This window comes from Paenibacillus taiwanensis DSM 18679, assembly GCF_000425125.1.
Classification (GTDB): domain Bacteria; phylum Bacillota; class Bacilli; order Paenibacillales; family Paenibacillaceae; genus Paenibacillus_B; species Paenibacillus_B taiwanensis.
Window position 1 is genome coordinate 1 of the sequence record NZ_AULE01000004.1, and the last position, 14,149, is coordinate 14,149.

Consider the following 14,149-nt stretch of genomic DNA (forward strand, 5'->3'; position numbering starts at 1 on the left):
CGAACACGACCGTTAAGCCCTCCAGCGCCGATGGTACTTGGACCGCAGGGTCCTGGGAGAGTAGGACGTTGCCAAGCAGTAAAGCCCATTGACTTATGTCGATGGGTTTTGTTTTCTCTATTTCAAATACTGTCTTCAGCAACGATGTGTATACCGCTGCTGAAGGATCGCAAGAACTGAATATAGAACGAGATATCCACTGTGTGAATAGTGGGTATTATTTGCGTTTTCATATGTTATCCACATGTGCATAACATATGAAATTTAACGTGTATATTCATTTTGCGGCTTTTAACGAGGATTTTATGCACATTGCTTCATTTTATAGTGCTTAATATTAACGTTATTAAGCTAGTTGTCCACTTTTTGTCCACTACTTGTGGAAATGTCATAGCTTGTTCACAATTTTATAAGCGGGGACTTTTTTTATTTGTCCCCATCCCCTTTTTTTATCCACATATATATTCGCCCTTTCATTAAGATCCCAAATTCTAAATGTAAATGTTACTAGCAAGTGTTATGTCACTTCATTCAGCTTTGCTTCATATGATTTAGAAAAGAATGCTGGATCGTAATGTATATAAGGTACCTCAAGCAGGTGTTCCTAACAAAAGAATGACTTCTAACAAAATTTATAATTGGCAAATGGGAATCGTTTTGATATAATAAATTCAAGGTCAAAGAAAGTCAAAGTCAATAAATGATTAACAAGTCCGAATAATAATACGTCAAAAATGGTTAAACCTAATATAGATGCATAGAAAGGAGGGAGTGAGTTGCGCAATATTTCGGATTTGATCGAACAGCATCTGAAAATTATGTTGTTGGACAGCCGCGAGGGCGCTGTGGAAATACAGCGTAACGATCTAGCTCAACAATTTGCTTGTGTGCCATCACAAATAAATTACGTGATTAGTACAAGGTTTACGTTAGAGAAGGGTTATGTTGTGGAGAGCAAGCGCGGTGGCGGTGGGTATATTCGTATTCAACGCATTGAACTTCCGGCTCAACATGCCATACATACGCACGTGTGTGACACGATTGGTGAATGTATTGGACAAGATCCGGCGGATGGTCTTATCTATCAACTGGAAGAAGCGAAGATTATCTCCCGACGAGAAGCAAGTTTGCTTCGTGCAGCTATGTCACGTGACAACTTAATGTTAAAGCTGCCTTATCGGGATGAGTTGCGTGCGCGGTTGCTGCGCGCAATGCTGGTTGCTTTGCTAGGGAAGTCATAGTTATGATGGTGACATGAAGGACACAGCGTTCATTTTTGCTAGCTCAAGTTTGAAGGTGTGTAAGTGAAGCATACACCTGATTAGGAGGAATGGGACTATGATGTGTCAACATTGCGGCCAGAAGCCCGCAACTTTACATTTTACGAAGATTATTAATGGGGAGAAGACGGAGTCTCATATTTGTGAGGGATGTGCCCGGGAGAAGGGAGAATTTAATGCTGATCCCGCGCATGAGTTTTCTATTCATAATTTACTTTCGGGACTGTTGGATTTTGACTTGTCAAACGGAACGGGCAATCTCAAAAATGGAGTATATGGATTTAAGGCAACACCTGAGGCGATGCGCTGCGACAACTGCGGCCTTACGTTTTCACAGTTCAGCAAGATGGGGAGGTTCGGCTGTGACGAGTGTTATAAATCATTCGGATCTCGACTTGATCCTTTGCTGAAGAGAGTTCATGGCAACATTATTCATGTTGGCAAAATTCCGAAGCGTAATGGTATTGTATTACAACGAAAGCGAGAATTGGATGATCTGCGTGAGAAGCTGCAAGAGAGTATTCGGATGGAGCAATTTGAGGAAGCAGCTCAATTACGTGATCACATTCGAATGCTGGAGAAAGAACTGACCGGCGGAGCAGAAGCGCAATAATATAGAGTGGTGTTAAGAAACGTTTAGACGGGTAAGGAGGAGTAAAGCTTATGTCCAATCATTCCTTTATGAAACAGCCTGTCAGCGATTGGATGCGTGGTACAGGGCCTGACTCGGATATTGTGATTAGCAGCCGAATTCGGATTGCTCGTAACTTGCATGGTATACCGTTTCCGCTTCTGGCGACGAACCAGCAATCGGCCGAATCGCTTACTCGCTTGACTGCTGTGGCTGAGTCGACTGATTTTGCGGATTTGGGTCACTTTTATGTAATGAAGCTGGTTGAGTTAAACGCGACGGAAAGACAGGTGCTTGTCGAGAAGCATCTTATTAGTCCTAATTTGGCTAATGAATCGCGTAATGGGGGACTTCTGCTGAAAGATGACGAATCGATTAGCATTATGTTAAACGAAGAGGACCATCTCCGTATTCAATGTTTGTATCCTGGTCTCCAAATACGGGAGGCGTGGGAGGCTGCCAGCCAACTCGATGATGTATTTGAAGCTAAAGTAGATTATGCTTTTGATGAGAAGCGAGGTTATTTGACCAGTTGTCCGACCAATGTAGGTACAGGGATTCGTGCTTCTGTGATGATGCATTTGCCAGCGCTTGTGTTAACACAGCAAATCAATCGTATTTTGCAAGCAGTCGCGCAAGTCGGACTTGCGGTTCGAGGTTTGTATGGGGAAGGCAGCGAGGCGATTGGCAATCTATTTCAAATATCCAATCAGATCACGCTTGGTCAATCGGAAGAAGAAATAATCGATAACTTGTATGGTGTTGTCAAACAAATTATCGAGCATGAGAAGGCCGCACGTGAGCAATTAAGACAAGAGAACATTACACGTCTCACAGATCGAGTATGTCGTTCCTACGGTATTTTGAAGCATGCCGCTATTATGGAGACGAAAGAAGCAGCACAACGTTTGTCTGATATTCGTTTAGGCGCAGATCTTGGATTGTTGAAGGATGTTTCGCCTACGATGTTGAATGAACTGATGGTAATGACTCAACCTGGATTTTTGCAGCATATTTATAATAAACAAATGAATGCGGAAGAACGCGATATTTATCGTGCCCGCCTCATTCGAGAGACGCTGGTCAGGAAACTGTCCGCACCACGTCAATCGGACAAAAGCAAGAAGTTGCAGGAATGAACCAAGTAATAACGAATTAACAAATAATGAATCATGTGGAGGTGCAAGTCGATGATGTTCGGTAGATTTACAGAACGAGCTCAGAAAGTATTGGCATTGGCTCAGGAAGAAGCCGTGCGCTTGGGACATAACAACATTGGAACAGAGCATATTTTGCTCGGACTGATCCGTGAAGGAGAAGGAATTGCTGCAAAAGCATTAGTCGCATTAGGTTTAGGCTTGGAGAAAATTCAAGACGAGGTCGAGTCCTTGATCGGACGCGGTCAAGAACAGCCGACTAACATTGCTTACACACCGCGTGCCAAAAAAGTTATCGAATTGTCCATGGATGAAGCACGTAAGCTTGGTCATACTTATGTGGGAACAGAACATATTTTGCTCGGCCTTATTCGTGAGGGTGAGGGTGTGGCGGCTCGTGTATTAAACAACCTGGGCATTAGTCTAAATAAAGCACGTCAGCAAGTGCTGCAATTGCTTGGCAGCAGTGAGGCGGTATCCAGTCATCATGGTACCCCGCAAAACGTAAGTACGCCAACGCTGGATGGCTTGGCACGCGATCTCACTTCGATCGCAAAAGAAGGCAACTTAGATCCTGTTATTGGACGCAGTAAAGAAATTGAGCGTGTTATTCAAGTGCTGAGCCGTCGCACGAAAAATAATCCGGTACTCATTGGCGAACCAGGTGTCGGTAAGACGGCTATCGCTGAAGGACTTGCGCAGAAAATTATTCATAATGAAATTCCGGAGACGTTAAGAGACAAACGAGTCATGACACTTGATATGGGTTCCGTCGTGGCAGGTACGAAATATCGTGGCGAATTCGAAGATCGACTGAAAAAAATTATGGATGAGATTCGTCAGGCCGGTAATATTATTCTCTTTATTGACGAGCTTCACACGCTGATTGGTGCAGGTGGTGCAGAAGGCGCAATTGATGCGTCTAACATTTTGAAGCCGGCACTTGCTCGTGGAGAACTGCAATGCATCGGAGCTACAACGCTTGATGAATATCGCAAATATATTGAGAAAGATGCAGCGCTTGAACGTCGTTTCCAACCGATCACGGTAGATCAGCCTACTCCAGAAGAAGCGATTCAGATTTTAAAAGGTTTGCGTGATCGTTACGAAGCGCATCATCGTGTAAAGATCACTGATGAATCGATTGAGCAAGCGGTTAAGCTCTCTGATCGTTATATTACGGATCGCTTCCTGCCAGATAAAGCAATCGATTTGATTGATGAGGCTAGTTCCAAGGTAAGGCTCCACACGTACACCGTACCGCCTAATCTGAAGGAGCTGGAACAGCGTCTTGAGGATATCCGCAAGGAGAAAGATGCGGCTGTGCAAAGCCAGGAGTTTGAAAAGGCGGCTGCGCTGCGCGATACTGAGCAGAAGATGCGTGAAGAGCTGGAGACGTTCCGCAATCAGTGGAAAGAGAAGCAAGGTCGTATGGATTCGGAAGTGACTCCAGAAGATATTGCACAAGTTGTGGCAAGCTGGACGGGTATCCCTGTCATCAAGCTCAAAGAGGAAGAGACGGAGCGCCTGTTGAAGATGGAGGAAATACTCCATGAGCGTGTAATCGGGCAGGATGAGGCGGTTAAGGCGGTCAGCCGCGCGATTCGCCGCGCACGTGCAGGGCTTAAAGATCCGAAACGTCCAATGGGCTCGTTTATATTCCTCGGTCCTACAGGTGTCGGTAAGACAGAGTTGGCGAGAGCACTTGCAGAATCGCTCTTTGGTGATGATAATGCTGTGATCCGTATTGATATGTCTGAGTACATGGAAAAGCATTCTACATCTCGATTGGTAGGAGCGCCTCCAGGTTATGTTGGTTATGAAGAAGGTGGTCAATTAACCGAGAAAGTTCGCCGTAAGCCATATTCGGTAGTACTGCTGGACGAAATTGAGAAGGCTCATCCCGAAGTATTTAACATTTTGCTGCAAGTGCTGGAGGATGGACGGCTTACAGATTCCAAAGGACGTGTTGTAGACTTCCGTAACACGCTGATCATCTTAACATCCAATGTGGGCGCTGAGGCGATTAAGCGTAATTCTACGCTTGGCTTTACGGCAGTAGACGACAATGCGCGCGACTACAACAACATGAAAGATAAAGTCATGGTTGAGCTTAAGAAGAGCTTCCGTCCAGAGTTCTTGAACCGGATCGATGAAATCATCGTGTTCCACTCATTGGATGAGAAGCATATTTCAGAAATTGTTAGCTTGATGGCTGACGATCTGCGCAAACGTCTGAACGAACAAGACATTCACTTCAGCTTAACAGATGAAGCGAAGAAATTTCTGGCGAAAGAAGGCTATGACCCAGCCTACGGAGCACGTCCGCTGCGTCGTGCGATCCAGAAGCATATCGAGGACCGCTTGTCTGAGGAACTGCTGAGAGGTCATATTAGTAAAGGTGACTATGTCACAATTGATGAGAAGGACGGCGGACTGGTCGTTCAGCTTAATACAGAACCAGCTGCAACCAATTAAGGTATGAGCGGAGAACGGGCCCTAATAAGGGCTCGTTTTTTTGTGGCCGCGCCTTTCCACGTCCCCTCAAAAATGGTAAACTTGAGAATATTGAGATTACGGGCAAAGTTGAGCCATCTTCTGCTACAGTCGACATCATCTGTAAACCTTATAAACAGAGCGATATGTCTCACAGCGAGAAGCAGATGAATTGCGTCCGCAGAATGAAAGGTTAGGAGTTGTCGGCTGGTATGGCCAAAGTAAAGACCAAGTTTTATTGCACGGAATGTGGTTATGAGTCACCTAAGTGGATGGGGAAATGTCCTGGCTGTAATGAGTGGAATACAATGGTTGAAGAGCGTGAGACGGTTGTGAAGACGGCTGGCGTACAATCATCGTTTCTTGTGACGAAAGAAAAGCCGCAACCGATCATACATATAGAGAGTGGGCGTGAACCACGACTTAGCACGACGATTTCTGAACTTAATCGTGTGCTTGGCGGGGGTGTAGTTCCAGGCTCCTTAATTCTGGTCGGTGGTGATCCAGGCATTGGCAAGTCAACGCTGCTGCTTCAGACCTCTAATGCGATTGCGGTTAGTGGTTTGAAGGTGTTATATGTATCTGGTGAAGAATCGATGCGTCAGACGAAGCTGCGTGCTGATCGTCTAGGGTCGTTGTCTGAACGGTTGTTTGTATTAAGTGAGACCAATTTGCTCCATATTGAAGAGGCAATCGAACAAATACAACCGGATTTCCTTGTCATAGATTCTATTCAGACAGTCTATCAACCATCGGTTGAATCAGCCCCGGGCAGCGTTGCTCAGGTTCGGGAGTGCACCAGTGCGTTTATGCGTGTAGCTAAAGGTAAAGGGATTGCGACGGTGCTTGTAGGCCATGTAACCAAGGAAGGGGCAATAGCAGGACCTCGGCTTTTGGAGCACATGGTAGACTGTGTACTTTATTTTGAAGGGGAGCGGCATCACTCCTATCGAATATTACGTGCAGTGAAGAATCGTTTTGGTTCAACGAACGAAATGGGCATCTTTGAGATGACCGAAGGTGGGTTAGTGGAAGTCAAGAACCCGTCTGAACTGTTTTTGCAGGAGCGTCCTCTAGGCGTATCAGGTTCTACTGTTGTAGCGAGCCTTGAGGGGACACGTCCCGTACTGGTGGAGATGCAGGCATTGGTCGCTGCCACGAATTTCCCTTCACCGCGCCGTACGGCGACAGGCATCGATCATCATCGTCTAGCTTTAATTATCGCTGTGCTTGAAAAGCGGATGGGGATGTTTTTGCAAAATCAAGATGCTTATGTCAATGTAGCGGGTGGCATGCGTCTCGATGAACCAGCGGTTGATCTGGCAATCGCGGTTGCCATTGCATCGAGCTTTCGGGATATGCCAACTCAGCCGTTTGATGTTGTCATTGGCGAAGTGGGATTGACAGGCGAGGTGCGGGCAGTATCCCGGGCGGAGCAGCGTGTCAAGGAAGCAGAGAAACTTGGTTTTAAGCGTATTATTATGCCTGAGAATAGTCTTCGAGGCTGGACACAGCCTAAACATATTGAGATCATTGGAGTTAATACAGTTGCGGAAGCATTAACAGCGGCGTTAGGTTAGGGGGCATAGATATAGAATGAAAGACGGTCAAAGTCAGCTCGATATTATGAATGATTTATTAAAGCTGGTTGCCCCGGGTACTGCTTTTCGCGAAGGCTTAGAGAACGTCCTTCGTGCGAAGACGGGAGCACTGCTCGTAGTAGGTTACAGTCCGGAAGTAATGGAGGTTGTGGACGGCGGATTCTCCATTAATTGTGATTTTACGCCAAGCTACTTATATGAACTAGCTAAGATGGACGGCGCCATTATTTTGAGCGAAGATATGAAGCGGATTTTGTATGCTAACACGCAGCTGATTCCAGATTCCTCGATTCCATCCATCGAGACCGGGATCAGGCACCGTACGGCGGAGCGAGTGGCGAAGCAGACGGGGAAGCTCGTCGTATCTATATCCCAGCGCCGGAATGTAATTACGCTTTATCAGGGTAGTCTAAGATATGCACTCAAAGAAATGGGTGTTATTTTGACCAAAGCCAATCAAGCCATTCAGACACTGGAGAAATACAAGGCGGTACTGGTTCAAGGTTTGACGAATTTAACAGCATCCGAGTTTGAGGAACTGGTCACATTAGTAGACGTTGTGAATGTTGTGCAACGTACAGAGATGGTATTACGTATTAAGTTAGAGATCAAACGGTATATTAATGAACTTGGAACCGAGGGGCGCTTAATTAGCATGCAGCTAGAAGAGCTCGTCAGCAATACGGAGGACGATGCATGGCTTCTGCTTAAAGACTATGCGCGCGACTCCAGTGACGAGAAGATCCGTGACATTCTTGCCCAACTGAAGAAGTGCACGGCTGATGAACTGCTGGATACACATCATCTGATTCGTATACTTGGATATCCGGCAACCAGCACGGCTCAAGATGAATCCATCTCGCCGCGTGGTTATCGTGTGCTGAACAAGCTCCCACGCTTGCCTAATATTGTCATCCATAATTTAGTTGATACTTTCAGTTCTTTGCCACAGGTTATGATGGCAACCATTGAGGAGCTGGATGAGGTGGATGGAATTGGAGAAGTTCGCGCCCGTACAATTAAAGAAGGCCTGAAGCGAATTCAGGAGCAAGTGTTCATTGACAGGCAGATTTAATGTACCTAAAATGAAAACACGTTGGGCATAGTAAAATTAGAGGTGAACCTATGATTACAAAGTCCATTCCGAACTTGTTTACCATTGGTAACTTGTTTCTCGGAATCATATCCATCATGCTTGCGTTTAACGACGAGGTCAACCTTGCTGCCCTTATGGTTATTATTGCAATGCTGTTGGATGGTTTAGATGGCAGTGTTGCTCGTGCGCTGAACGTACAGAGCGAATTCGGCAAGGAATTGGATTCATTATCGGATGTTATTTCGTTTGGAGTTGCCCCGGCATTTGTAATGTACGTATGTGCATTTAGTGAATTAAACCCTGCGCTTGCATGGGTCGTTACGGCTATTTTTCCGATCTGTGGCGCATTACGTCTTGCGCGGTTTAATGTTGTTGAAGGCATCCCTGGCTACTTTGTAGGTCTTCCCATTCCAGCGGCCGGTGGTGTAGTATGTACGCTTGCCTTGTTCCATAAGAGCATTGCTGCGCCATATTTAATTGTAGCGATGCTGCTCGTATCCTACTTGATGGTTAGTACCGTTCGTTATCCGAACTTCAAGAAGCACGGCATCCCGAAGAAAGCGATTTGGATTACACCTTTTGTTATTGCTGGTGCGGTCGCTATTGCTTTGTGGAAGCCGGAACAGACACCTAAGCTTATATTCGTGCCGCTCGTCTTATACGCGCTGCTCGGCTTAAAAAAAAACGTTAGAATGCTGAACCGCCGTCGCAAAAAGACGGTGGAGGTGGATGACTGGACGCAGCGCAAGCATTCTTCATAGGAACTTTGATGGATTTAACAACAATCTATAACAATTGCTAACTTAAAAAGCACCTGTTCCTCGGAACGGGTGCTTTTTGCATGTTAAGGCATGGAACTGCTATATAAGCGTATTAAGACAAGTTAAAAACGCCCAATGTTGAACATTTGCTGGACTCTTGCTTCACAACCTCATCCAATCGAATATCAAGCAGATTACATAACGCGGACATGTAGAACAGATGCTTGCCCAGTTCCGCGCGGATGACGTCTTTGCAATTCTCACATAGATGGCCTTGCAGATGGCTCTCTAAGCTGTGCTTGGCCTGATCAAGATCCATCTCGGGCTGATAGGGCTGGCGCTTCGCATGAACCTCCAAACATCCGCATTCTGTGATGGCTTTAGTGACGGCACGATTAACAGAAGAGTCCGACTGTCCGCATTTGGAGAGAACGTCTAACAGACTCCGATGTCTGAGTAACAGGTCGGCAACTTGGTCTTGAAACGTTTGCAAATTAGGAGTGCTCATTTCAAATCCACCTCTATTCTTGAAATGGTGCAGTGAAAATGTTCACCACACTTGAACGCTCTTCTTTAAAAATAACGACGTGCATCCGTATTCATTATAAAACTAATAATTCCCATATATCAACCTGAATGAAAAGGAAAAAACAGTTCTATACGGATTAGACCGTCACTCCTTGGGCCATAATTGTAAGGATAAGAAATAATCAAGGAGGTGGACGTTTATGTTCAAACGCGCATTTACGGTGCTGGCTGGTATTTTAGGGGCGTGGTGTGGAATGGAAATGCATGCTGCCCTATACGCCAGAACGATGGAATGGGCATCTGCCGTGAACGGTTGGACTTCAGGTCGGATATGGTGGGCTCTTGGAGGCGCTGTGGTAGCAATGGTACTATGTCATTCACTTGCTGCTCCGGCAGCAAAGCTATGGAACATATGGCGCACTCGAATTACGGAGATGTCCCCGGCACAACTCATTATACATACAAGTGGACTCTTAATCGGTCTTTGCTTTTCAGCGCTGCTTATGCCTTTATTAAGCCACTTTGGACTTATCGGTCAATTGGTAGCCGTTCTATGTACGATGGGGTGTGGCATTATAGGCATAAAGATTGCTGACTGGAAGCAGGATGAAGTGCTGGAGTGGATGCAAGCATGGAAGCGGCCTAAGGCAGAAGAAAACAACACAAGTTTAGGATTTGAAGAGCATAAAATTATGGACACCAGCGTCATTATTGACGGCCGTATTGCAGACATCTGTAAGACGGGATTTATTGAAGGCACTATCGTTATACCTGAGTTTGTGTTGGAAGAGCTACAGCATATCGCAGATTCCTCTGATTTGCTCAAGCGCAATCGCGGTCGTCGGGGACTGGATATATTAAATAAGATTCAAAAGGAGCTAGAAGTAAAAGTACTCATTTACGAAGGTGACTTTGATGAAATATCGGAAGTAGACAGCAAGCTGGTGAAGCTGGCCAAGCTGCTAAAGGGTAAAGTCGTCACAAACGATTATAACTTAAACAAAGTGTGTGAGCTACAAGGTGTATCTGTCTTAAATATTAACGATCTGGCTAACGCTGTCAAGCCGGTTGTACTACCAGGCGAAGAGATCGTAGTACAAGTGATCAAAGACGGCAAGGAGCATGGCCAGGGAGTAGCTTATTTGGATGACGGGACGATGATTGTTGTGGAAGGCGGTAGAGAGTACATCGGAACGACGATGGAAGTGCTTGTGACGAGCGTATTACAGACTTCCGCTGGACGTATGATATTTGCGAAACCGAAACTGTTGGAAAAAGCCCAATAAACAGGTATGATGGGTGTATTACCATCATGGAGGGTTAGCAAAGATGGAGCAGCAATTCGGTGTTATCGTTGTAGCGGCAGGTAAGGGGACTCGTATGGGAATGCAGGAAAGCAAGCAATACTTGCTGTTGCAGGACAAGCCCGTACTGATACATACGCTGGAACGATTTGAAGCTATGGAGCAATGCGCATCCATCGCCTTGGTAACAGGCAGGCACGATGTGGATCGCTGCCGCATTTGGGTGGAACAGTATCAATTAACGAAGGTGCTTGATATTGTGCCTGGCGGGGAAGAACGTCAGCATTCCGTATATGAAGGACTGAAGGCCATTCAGGCGCGCAACTTGAACATTGTGCTTATACATGATGGGGTTAGACCTTTTGTAGAGGCCGAACAAGTGCTTGCTGTAGGAGAAGCGGCAATTACATATGGAGCGGCCGTGCTAGCCGTACCCGTTAAAGATACGATCAAGCAAGTCAATGCGAATGGTGTCATTACAGCGACTCCTGACCGAAGCAGCTTGTGGGCGATTCAGACCCCACAGGCTTTTCGTCTTGAAGATGTGATGCGCGCCCACGATGAAGCGGGTAAAGCAGGACGCATCGGTACGGATGATGCTATGCTTGTGGAGCAGATGGGCATAGACGTGCATATCGTTGAAGGCAGCTATTCCAATATTAAGCTGACAACACCAGAAGATTTGGCATGGGCCGATTGGTGGCTGAGCAGGAGCAGTAATAATAACCCCGAACAAAGGTGATAGGGTATAATTTGAATGGGCAATAGAAGTTGAATACAATGATCACGTTGGTATGTTGGATATGGCAGTTTACTTAACAGATGGGAGCGGGGAACAACATGATACGAGTAGGGCAAGGATTTGACGTACACCAGTTGGTGGAGGGACGTCCATGTATTATTGGCGGCGTGACGATTCCATATGAGAAAGGGCTGCTGGGGCACTCTGATGCAGACGTGCTGATGCACACCATTAGTGATGCTGTCCTTGGTGCGCTTGGACTAGGTGATATTGGCAAGCACTTTCCGGATACAGATCCTGCTTTCAAAGACGCAGACAGTGTTAAACTGATGGCGCATGTATGGCAGATGGCTGCTGATCGAGGGTACAAGCTTGGTAATTTGGATTGTACGATTATTGCACAGCAGCCTAAGATGCTGCCACACATACCTGCGATGGTGGACAATATCGCACGTGTGTTGGATGCTGAAGCTTCCCAGATTAACGTCAAGGCGACAACGACAGAAAAGCTGGGCTTTACAGGTCGTGGCGAGGGAATTGCTGCACAAGCGGTTGTCTGCTTAATTCGTAATATGGTATGATAATGGGATGAATATAGGCTTATATAAGCCGATAAAAGGCATAGTTCGGAGGGACATAACGATGAGTAAAGACATCCGAGTACGGTATGCGCCAAGTCCAACAGGACATTTACATATTGGTAACGCGCGGACCGCGTTATTTAACTATTTATTTGCGCGTCACCATGGAGGAAAGTTTATCGTGCGTATTGAAGATACGGACGTAAAGCGTAATGTGGCAGGCGGTGAAGAGAGCCAGTTCAAATATATGAAATGGCTTGGCATCGAGTGGGATGAAAGTATTGATGTTGGGGGGGAGTTTGGACCCTACCGTCAGACAGAACGACTTGATATTTATAATGAGCATGCACAGGACCTGATGGATCGCGGGCTTGCTTATAAGTGCTATTGTACGGAAGCTGAGCTGGAGAAGGAGCGCGAGGAGCAGACGGAACGTGGTGAGACGCCTAAGTATGCGGGAACTTGCCGCCACCTGACACCAGAGCAGCAAGCAGCGAAAGCAGCGGAAGGTCGCCAGGCAAGCGTGCGGTTTCTTGTGCCAGCGGGACGTTCCTATACGTTTGATGATATCGTTAAAGGGGATATCACTTTTGAATCGGATACGACCGGTGATTGGGTCATCGTTAAAAAGGACGGAATTGCTACCTATAACTTCGCTGTAGTCATCGACGATTATTTGATGAAGATGTCGCATGTTCTGCGTGGCGAAGATCATATTACCAACACGTTGCGACAGCTAATGATTTATGAAGCGTTTGGCTGGGATGCGCCGAAGTTTGGACATATGACACTTATCGTTAACGAGAGTCGCAAGAAGCTAAGCAAACGGGATGAATCGATTATTCAATTTATCGAGCAGTATGATCAATTGGGTTATCTTCCTGAGGCGATGTGCAACTTTATTGCGCTGCTTGGCTGGTCGCCAGAAGGGGAAGAAGAGATGTTCTCCCGCGACGAGCTGATCCGCATTTTTGATGAGAATCGTTTGTCCAAGAGTCCTGCTGTATTTGATACGAATAAGCTGACTCATCTGAACAATTTGTATATGAAGAAAGCAGATCCTGAACGGATTGCGGCGATGTCCATCCCGCATTTGCAGAAGGCAGGCCGCTTGCCAGCCTCATTAAGCGACGAACAGCAAGCTTGGGCGTATGCTCTGGTTAAGCTGTATCAGGAGCAAATGAACTGTGCATCCGACATTGTAGAACTTTCGGATTTGTTCTTCCGTGAAGAGATAGTATTAGACGAGGAATCGTCAGCAATTGTAGCTGAAGAGCAAGTGCCTGCTGTATTAAGTGCGCTGCATACAAAGCTTGAAGCGGCTGCTGATTGGAATGTAGACACAGTTAAAGGTGCAATTAAAGAAGTGCAGAAGGAAACGGGCGCGAAAGGCAAAGCACTGTTTATGCCGATTCGTGTGGCAGTTTCAGGACAGATGCATGGTCGTGATTTAAATGAAACGATCGTTCTACTCGGGCGTGATACTGTGCTGCGTCGATTAAGTCATTACGTTCAAGCTTAACGTTCTTACTAGGATGGTCATCATGATCTTGTTGATCGTGATATGTTAAACCGTCTGACTATTTATTTTAGGATAGATGTATTATTGTCAATATCAGGGGTCTTCCAGTATACTGGTCATAACCAATGTAGATGGTGTGTGTGAGAAGAGAGTTTTCAAGTTTTCAACATCAGGTTCACATACAAGTAATTAGTACAATAGGCAACAGCGTTGAACGGGAGAGCGTATTACAGATAGGTATGCACAGAGAGGACTGCCGATGAAGCGGGTGCTACGACACCACTACTTCGGGGCTGCAAGTAGTCCCATGCCTCGCGATACGCACTGCGCCCGGAAGCTTCATTTTTGAGCGTGGAATATGCAGTCTGCATATTTTTCGGGTAGAGAATGACGAGTCGTTTACGTTATAGAACGATAAAGTGGAGCAATACGGCCATCATGTTGGGTCAA

13 protein-coding genes and 1 rRNA gene are annotated in these 14,149 nt (G+C 46.1%); 12 read left to right on the forward strand and 2 right to left on the reverse strand.

Annotation, left to right across the window (positions count from 1 at the left end):
* The 8 genes from rrf to pssA all read left to right on the forward strand — a co-directional run.
* Positions 1-77: ribosomal RNA gene (gene rrf / locus H509_RS28710) — 5S ribosomal RNA — on the forward strand; the annotation flags it as partial.
* Positions 78-776: 699 nt separating this feature from the next.
* The gene (locus H509_RS0101295; RefSeq protein WP_028543475.1) at positions 777-1,241 is read left to right on the forward strand and encodes a CtsR family transcriptional regulator; all 465 of its coding nucleotides are present in this window, start codon (positions 777-779) and stop codon (positions 1,239-1,241) included.
* 97 nt (positions 1,242-1,338) lie between these two features.
* Positions 1,339-1,893: a protein-arginine kinase activator protein McsA gene (mcsA, locus tag H509_RS0101300; RefSeq protein ID WP_028543476.1), complete on the forward strand. Its 555-nt coding sequence runs from the start codon at positions 1,339-1,341 to the stop codon at positions 1,891-1,893.
* A 50-nt stretch (positions 1,894-1,943) separates the two neighbouring features.
* Complete coding sequence (gene mcsB, locus H509_RS0101305; protein WP_028543477.1) at positions 1,944-3,050, forward strand: protein-arginine kinase McsB; 1,107 nt, start codon at positions 1,944-1,946, stop codon at positions 3,048-3,050.
* A 51-nt stretch (positions 3,051-3,101) separates the two neighbouring features.
* Positions 3,102-5,546: an ATP-dependent protease ATP-binding subunit ClpC gene (gene clpC / locus H509_RS0101310; protein ID WP_028543478.1), complete on the forward strand. Its 2,445-nt coding sequence runs from the start codon at positions 3,102-3,104 to the stop codon at positions 5,544-5,546.
* A gap of 230 nt (positions 5,547-5,776) precedes the next feature.
* Positions 5,777-7,144 (forward strand): DNA repair protein RadA, encoded by a 1,368-nt coding sequence (gene radA / locus H509_RS0101315; RefSeq protein ID WP_028543479.1) that lies wholly within the window; start codon positions 5,777-5,779, stop codon positions 7,142-7,144.
* A 16-nt stretch (positions 7,145-7,160) separates the two neighbouring features.
* The gene (gene disA, locus H509_RS0101320; protein WP_028543480.1) at positions 7,161-8,240 is read left to right on the forward strand and encodes a DNA integrity scanning diadenylate cyclase DisA; all 1,080 of its coding nucleotides are present in this window, start codon (positions 7,161-7,163) and stop codon (positions 8,238-8,240) included.
* A gap of 50 nt (positions 8,241-8,290) precedes the next feature.
* Positions 8,291-9,022, forward strand: a complete 732-nt coding sequence (pssA, locus tag H509_RS0101325; RefSeq protein ID WP_028543481.1) for a CDP-diacylglycerol--serine O-phosphatidyltransferase — start codon at positions 8,291-8,293, stop codon at positions 9,020-9,022.
* Between the two features lie 112 nt (positions 9,023-9,134).
* Here pssA and H509_RS0101330 read toward each other — a convergent pair whose 3' ends face one another.
* Positions 9,135-9,530 (reverse strand): nucleoside triphosphate pyrophosphohydrolase family protein, encoded by a 396-nt coding sequence (locus H509_RS0101330; RefSeq protein WP_028543482.1) that lies wholly within the window; start codon positions 9,528-9,530, stop codon positions 9,135-9,137.
* 220 nt (positions 9,531-9,750) lie between these two features.
* On the opposite strand from H509_RS0101330, the gene H509_RS0101335 reads away from it, so the two are divergent.
* The 4 genes from H509_RS0101335 to gltX all read left to right on the forward strand — a co-directional run bounded on the left by H509_RS0101335 (position 9,751) and on the right by gltX (position 13,699).
* Complete coding sequence (locus H509_RS0101335; protein WP_028543483.1) at positions 9,751-10,836, forward strand: PIN/TRAM domain-containing protein; 1,086 nt, start codon at positions 9,751-9,753, stop codon at positions 10,834-10,836.
* A gap of 43 nt (positions 10,837-10,879) precedes the next feature.
* Positions 10,880-11,596, forward strand: a complete 717-nt coding sequence (gene ispD / locus H509_RS0101340) for a 2-C-methyl-D-erythritol 4-phosphate cytidylyltransferase (protein ID WP_028543484.1) — start codon at positions 10,880-10,882, stop codon at positions 11,594-11,596.
* Between the two features lie 98 nt (positions 11,597-11,694).
* Positions 11,695-12,177, forward strand: coding sequence for a 2-C-methyl-D-erythritol 2,4-cyclodiphosphate synthase (ispF, locus tag H509_RS0101345; protein ID WP_028543485.1), 483 nt, complete (start codon positions 11,695-11,697; stop codon positions 12,175-12,177).
* A 61-nt stretch (positions 12,178-12,238) separates the two neighbouring features.
* The gene (gltX, locus tag H509_RS0101350; protein ID WP_028543486.1) at positions 12,239-13,699 is read left to right on the forward strand and encodes a glutamate--tRNA ligase; all 1,461 of its coding nucleotides are present in this window, start codon (positions 12,239-12,241) and stop codon (positions 13,697-13,699) included.
* Positions 13,700-13,926: 227 nt separating this feature from the next.
* Here gltX and H509_RS28110 read toward each other — a convergent pair whose 3' ends face one another.
* Positions 13,927-14,070 (reverse strand): hypothetical protein, encoded by a 144-nt coding sequence (locus H509_RS28110; protein ID WP_211234294.1) that lies wholly within the window; start codon positions 14,068-14,070, stop codon positions 13,927-13,929.
* Positions 14,071-14,149 lie beyond the last annotated feature (79 nt).

Excerpts from the sequence above, each read along its gene's own strand:
- H509_RS0101335 (WP_028543483.1), top strand. The coding sequence starts at position 9,751 with ATGTTCAAACGCGCATTTACGGTGCTGGCTGGTATTTTAGGGGCGTGG.
- pssA (WP_028543481.1), top strand. The coding sequence starts at position 8,291 with ATGATTACAAAGTCCATTCCGAACTTGTTTACCATTGGTAACTTGTTT.
- mcsB (WP_028543477.1), top strand. The coding sequence starts at position 1,944 with ATGTCCAATCATTCCTTTATGAAACAGCCTGTCAGCGATTGGATGCGT.
- disA (WP_028543480.1), top strand. The coding sequence starts at position 7,161 with ATGAAAGACGGTCAAAGTCAGCTCGATATTATGAATGATTTATTAAAG.
- radA (WP_028543479.1), top strand. The coding sequence starts at position 5,777 with ATGGCCAAAGTAAAGACCAAGTTTTATTGCACGGAATGTGGTTATGAG.
- H509_RS28110 (WP_211234294.1), bottom strand. The coding sequence starts at position 14,070 with ATGCAGACTGCATATTCCACGCTCAAAAATGAAGCTTCCGGGCGCAGT.
- ispF (WP_028543485.1), top strand. The coding sequence starts at position 11,695 with ATGATACGAGTAGGGCAAGGATTTGACGTACACCAGTTGGTGGAGGGA.
- gltX (WP_028543486.1), top strand. The coding sequence starts at position 12,239 with ATGAGTAAAGACATCCGAGTACGGTATGCGCCAAGTCCAACAGGACAT.
- ispD (WP_028543484.1), top strand. The coding sequence starts at position 10,880 with ATGGAGCAGCAATTCGGTGTTATCGTTGTAGCGGCAGGTAAGGGGACT.
- mcsA (WP_028543476.1), top strand. The coding sequence starts at position 1,339 with ATGATGTGTCAACATTGCGGCCAGAAGCCCGCAACTTTACATTTTACG.
- H509_RS0101330 (WP_028543482.1), bottom strand. The coding sequence starts at position 9,530 with ATGAGCACTCCTAATTTGCAAACGTTTCAAGACCAAGTTGCCGACCTG.
- clpC (WP_028543478.1), top strand. The coding sequence starts at position 3,102 with ATGATGTTCGGTAGATTTACAGAACGAGCTCAGAAAGTATTGGCATTG.